This is a genomic window from Microcystis sp. LE19-10.1B, from assembly GCF_027530565.1.
In the GTDB taxonomy this organism is placed as follows: domain Bacteria; phylum Cyanobacteriota; class Cyanobacteriia; order Cyanobacteriales; family Microcystaceae; genus Microcystis; species Microcystis aeruginosa.
In genome coordinates, this window is the sequence record NZ_JAPZQM010000115.1 from 1 (window position 1) to 3,859 (window position 3,859).

The following is a 3,859-nucleotide window of genomic DNA, read 5'->3' on the forward strand; positions in this document are numbered from 1 at the left end:
TGGTCGAGGGAATCAACAATAAACTTAAACTAATAAAACGGAGAGGCTATGGCTTGAGAAACTTTCGGAATTTTTGGGTTAGAAGTATGTTATCTTGGCATCTTGTATGTTGATTTAGCATAAAGGGTAACGAAGAGCCGCGTTTTTCAGTCTGCTGAGGTACAAAAGTTATGGGTTTTAGGCACTCATGCAAGAGGCAGAAGGCAAAAGGGAAGAAAAATAGGTGTACCTCACTAGCTTAGGAAATGCTATATAAGCTAAACGGCTTTTACTTCGGATCACCGATATAGACTCCAAAAGGGTTATAGCTGTTGGATCATGCAGGTTAAGCGCCGTTTAGCTTATCTCTTTACCAAGTGTTCGGTTGAAAGTCAGCATCATTAATAATTGCCACCGTATCCCCAGATAGTTTAATCACAAATAAGCCTTTTTTATAAGCATAGCGATCTACACCTTTGTTAATTTCAATACCAGCGACTGCACCGTAAGCTCGATAGTTTTTGTAATGGGGAAAAGCGATTTTAAAACGAGTCAATTTTTCGATAAATTCATCTACATCATCTTGAGATAATCGAGATTTACATTCCACCACCACAAGATCGGTATCATCCACCCCTAGGATATCAATTTCCATGGCGATACCTTGACGCTTGACTCTAGCGCGGGGATAAACTTCCTTAATATCAATGCCTTTTTCCTGAAAAAGCCGTAAAACCGCCGGTTCTACCAATTCCTCCACAAATCGACCCCAGCGAGTGGTCAAACTATCTACCGCTTTGCTGGTTCGTTCTACGGTGCGTTTCAGTTCTGCCATCGAGCGCTCGGCTTCGGCAGCCCGGCGCTCGCTTTCTAATTTCGCTTCGGCGGCACGGCGCTCGTTTTCTAATTTCGCTTCGGCAAAGATAAGTAGGGAGGCACAATTATTTGTAGGATGGGTTAGCGGTAGCGTAACATAATCGGGCGTTGGGTTTCATGCTTCAACCCAACCTACGTTCATCTTATATTTAATTCCACCCACCCACTTACGTTCCATTTCAGCCCGACGAAGATCGCTTTCCCTTAAACGGCGCTCAAACTCCTCGGCGGAAGCGCGGAATAGCTGGTAAATATCCTCAAGGGTTACAGGTTCACTCATGGACTGACATCGAAAATAAAACACCCCTAATTATTTTAGCGATTCGGTCGAGAAAACCGAGGAGAGCGAGAGAGCAAAAACGAGATAAATATTAAGAATTATGTAGAAAACTTGACACAAGTATCGTGCTGTGTTATTGCTCCTTATCTTGAATGTCAGGTGAAGAGCCTCGGTTTTACCGCAGTTAGAGCTTTCTAAACATTTTAAACCTTTGTAGCACAAGGCTTTCAAGACTCGGTTAACAATTTGTAATATTCCTTACTAATTATTTATTCCTCCTTTTGCATGAGTGCCTGTTGCCTGTTGCCTGTCCTGATAAGTAGCCTATACTCAGCGGATTTAGTATTAGTGTTCCTCTAGTATGTCACGGTCAAGTCTGTATTAAGGGAACTCGCATTATTTTCTCTACTGGAATGGAAATGCGAAACCTTTGCATCAGCGTACATCTGCCTTTTTCCGGATACAGGCAAAGCTCTCGATGCAACGCAAACCTGTTATAATCACCAACTAGATGGAATCCGTGACCGCCTGCAAATGTATCCAGGCTTTGGGGTGGGAAAGCTGCAATGACAACTGACTTTATCGAGATCTACGAACACGCTTTACGCCCAGAATTGTGCGAAGAGATCAGGCATCGTTTCGAAGCCAGCGACCGCAAGTCGGATGGACGGATCGGTCATGGAGTCGACAAATCCAAGAAGAACAGCACCGACATCACCATCACAGGCCTCTCCGAGTGGAGCGATTTGCACAGTCAGATACTCGACAGCACACTGCGTCACCTGATGTTGTACATTCGCAAGTATCCATACCTGGTCACGAGTGCGTTCGCATTAAGCTGGCAAGAGCCGGCTACCGGACTGGTCAGGCCGTTAACAACTTCGGATGTTGGAGCGGCATCGGACCTGGAACTCGCCGAGTATTTGTTCAGAGTATTTCGACCCGGAGCGATCAACGTTCAGAAATACTCGAAGAGTGTCGGTGGTTACTACTACTGGCATTCGGAAATCTATCCTCGCGACCCAGCTGCCGAGACGCTCCATCGCGTCCTTTTGTTTATGTTCTATCTGAACGATGTAGAGCGCGGTGGTGAGACGGAGTTCTTGTACCAAGAACGGAAGCTCAAGCCGACCTCTGGGACGATGGTGATCGCTCCCGCCGGTTTTACCCATACCCATCGCGGCAATGTGCCCGAGTCGCACGACAAATACATTCTGAGCAGCTGGATCTTGTTCAACCGCGCCGAGCAGCTCTATGCGCGCAAACCCAATCCGGCGTGAGACGACACCAGCGACACAAAGACAGGCATTGCCAACCTCGCCATTTTACTGGCAACCCGAACGTTGCCTGGCTCACGATAGACGGAGTCAACGGGCCACCGTCTGGTGATGGTAGCTCTCTACTCGCGCTTAGAAATTAATTGAATGGAAACTATCAGTAATCAGTGATCAATTAACCTTTAATCATGAGTCAGTTATGATGATGAAATTATTAAGCTCTGTAGTCATTTTGGCAAGTTTACTGAATGTTACACCTAGGATGGTAAATCATCCACCCCGACAAGTTGCTCAAGCGTCTAGCGTTTCTTCGATTCAAGGTTATTGTTTTTCAGTCGCTAATGATGATCTAGATTCTACGGCGAGGATTTATATTCAGGGAAATCAAGTCACGGGTCGGGTAGAAGCTACGATTCATAATGAACAAGAATCTTATTATAGTTCCTATACTCAAACCTTACAAGGAAGGAAAAATGGGAATCAGTTAAACTTAAATATCAAGACAAAAATTGAGTTAGATACTCAAACAACTCAAGAAAAATGGACGTTAACTTCAGATTCTTTGAATACGGGACGAGTCGTTTATCAAAAACAACCTTGTTTAGTATCTCAAATTCGGTTGGCACCAGGAACTAATACCACTGCAGTTAATCAATCGGTTGTTCGAGGTAGTCGAAATATTTATTTATTAAGAGCGAATCAAGGACAGAGAATGGATCTGAAAATTACAGCATTAGAAAATAATGCCGTATTCGATGTGATTGCACCGAATGGGCAAACTTTGAAAACAGAAGCTACCCAATCTAGTTTAAAATTACCGGCTACTGGAAATTATGAAATAATTGTAGGGGGAACTCGTGGCAATGCCACCTATAAATTAAATGTTAAAATTCAATAAATAGAAGGAAACATGGAACAGCCTTGAGGTTGGGGGAGTCTTGACTCTTGCCTCATCTCAACCAGCAATTTAAATGCGCGGGCAGCTTATCCTATATGGTACTGTTTAATTTTATTCCCACAAAAGTTGATTATGTCCTTACCTGAACTCCCTCTTCATCTTCAATTAACCCAAATGATTTCGGGTTACTGGCTATCTCAAGCTAAGCTAAAACGCACTTAAACCACCTAAAATAAAAATGGCTCTTCGGTTTGTGTTATGCAATGGACGGGGTTTATAAGGGATGTAACCCTTATGTATAAAGACATTTGGCGATTTTTGTTAATTGTTTTCGATCTAGAACGAACTAATCAATTAAGTCTCTTGCCAGATAAGGATTTAGTCGATTTATGCCCCCCCTATCGAACCATAAGTAGTCATGCAAAATTAATTACCCAAATAAAAAATTAAGAAGTATAATACATAAAAAAACGAAGCAGCAGGAAAATACAATGAGATTGATTAGAGACCTAAACCCCGAGAGCCAGAAAATGCTAGAGAGAATTTATC

5 protein-coding genes and 2 pseudogenes are annotated in these 3,859 nt (G+C 43.1%); 5 read left to right on the forward strand and 2 right to left on the reverse strand.

The window, feature by feature from the left end; genetic code table 11:
- Nucleotides 1-113 (forward strand): transposase (locus tag O9332_RS04035; RefSeq protein ID WP_288023764.1); only part of this gene is annotated, 113 nt, incomplete at its 5' end.
- A 236-nt stretch (nt 114-349) separates the two neighbouring features.
- Here O9332_RS04035 and O9332_RS04040 read toward each other — a convergent pair.
- Both O9332_RS04040 and O9332_RS28300 read right to left on the reverse strand, forming a co-directional pair.
- Nucleotides 350-898: pseudogene (locus O9332_RS04040) on the reverse strand (DUF3782 domain-containing protein); the annotation flags it as partial.
- Between the two features lie 72 nt (nt 899-970).
- Nucleotides 971-1,135 (reverse strand): hypothetical protein, encoded by a 165-nt coding sequence (locus tag O9332_RS28300; RefSeq protein ID WP_002763551.1) that lies wholly within the window; start codon nt 1,133-1,135, stop codon nt 971-973.
- A 566-nt stretch (nt 1,136-1,701) separates the two neighbouring features.
- On the opposite strand from O9332_RS28300, the gene O9332_RS04045 reads away from it, so the two are divergent.
- From O9332_RS04045 to O9332_RS04055, 4 genes and pseudogenes are all read left to right on the forward strand, one after another.
- Nucleotides 1,702-2,415 carry a 2OG-Fe(II) oxygenase gene (locus tag O9332_RS04045; protein WP_002763549.1) on the forward strand — a complete coding sequence of 238 codons (714 nt, stop codon included), beginning with the start codon at nt 1,702-1,704 and terminating at the stop codon, nt 2,413-2,415.
- Nucleotides 2,416-2,611: 196 nt separating this feature from the next.
- Nucleotides 2,612-3,310, forward strand: coding sequence for a hypothetical protein (locus tag O9332_RS04050; RefSeq protein ID WP_002763548.1), 699 nt, complete (start codon nt 2,612-2,614; stop codon nt 3,308-3,310).
- Nucleotides 3,311-3,364: 54 nt separating this feature from the next.
- Nucleotides 3,365-3,514 (forward strand): annotated as a pseudogene (locus O9332_RS28305) (methyltransferase); the annotation flags it as partial.
- Nucleotides 3,515-3,568: 54 nt separating this feature from the next.
- A complete protein-coding gene (locus O9332_RS04055) occupies nt 3,569-3,760 on the forward strand; it encodes a hypothetical protein (protein WP_288023761.1) in 192 nt (63 codons plus the stop codon).
- Nucleotides 3,761-3,859: the final 99 nt, after the last annotated feature.

What these genes read in the sequence shown, in the direction of transcription:
- O9332_RS28300 (WP_002763551.1), bottom strand. Translation starts at nt 1,135, where the DNA reads ATGAGTGAACCTGTAACCCTTGAGGATATTTACCAGCTATTCCGCGCT.
- O9332_RS04045 (WP_002763549.1), top strand. Translation starts at nt 1,702, where the DNA reads ATGACAACTGACTTTATCGAGATCTACGAACACGCTTTACGCCCAGAA.
- O9332_RS04050 (WP_002763548.1), top strand. Translation starts at nt 2,612, where the DNA reads ATGATGATGAAATTATTAAGCTCTGTAGTCATTTTGGCAAGTTTACTG.
- O9332_RS04055 (WP_288023761.1), top strand. Translation starts at nt 3,569, where the DNA reads ATGCAATGGACGGGGTTTATAAGGGATGTAACCCTTATGTATAAAGAC.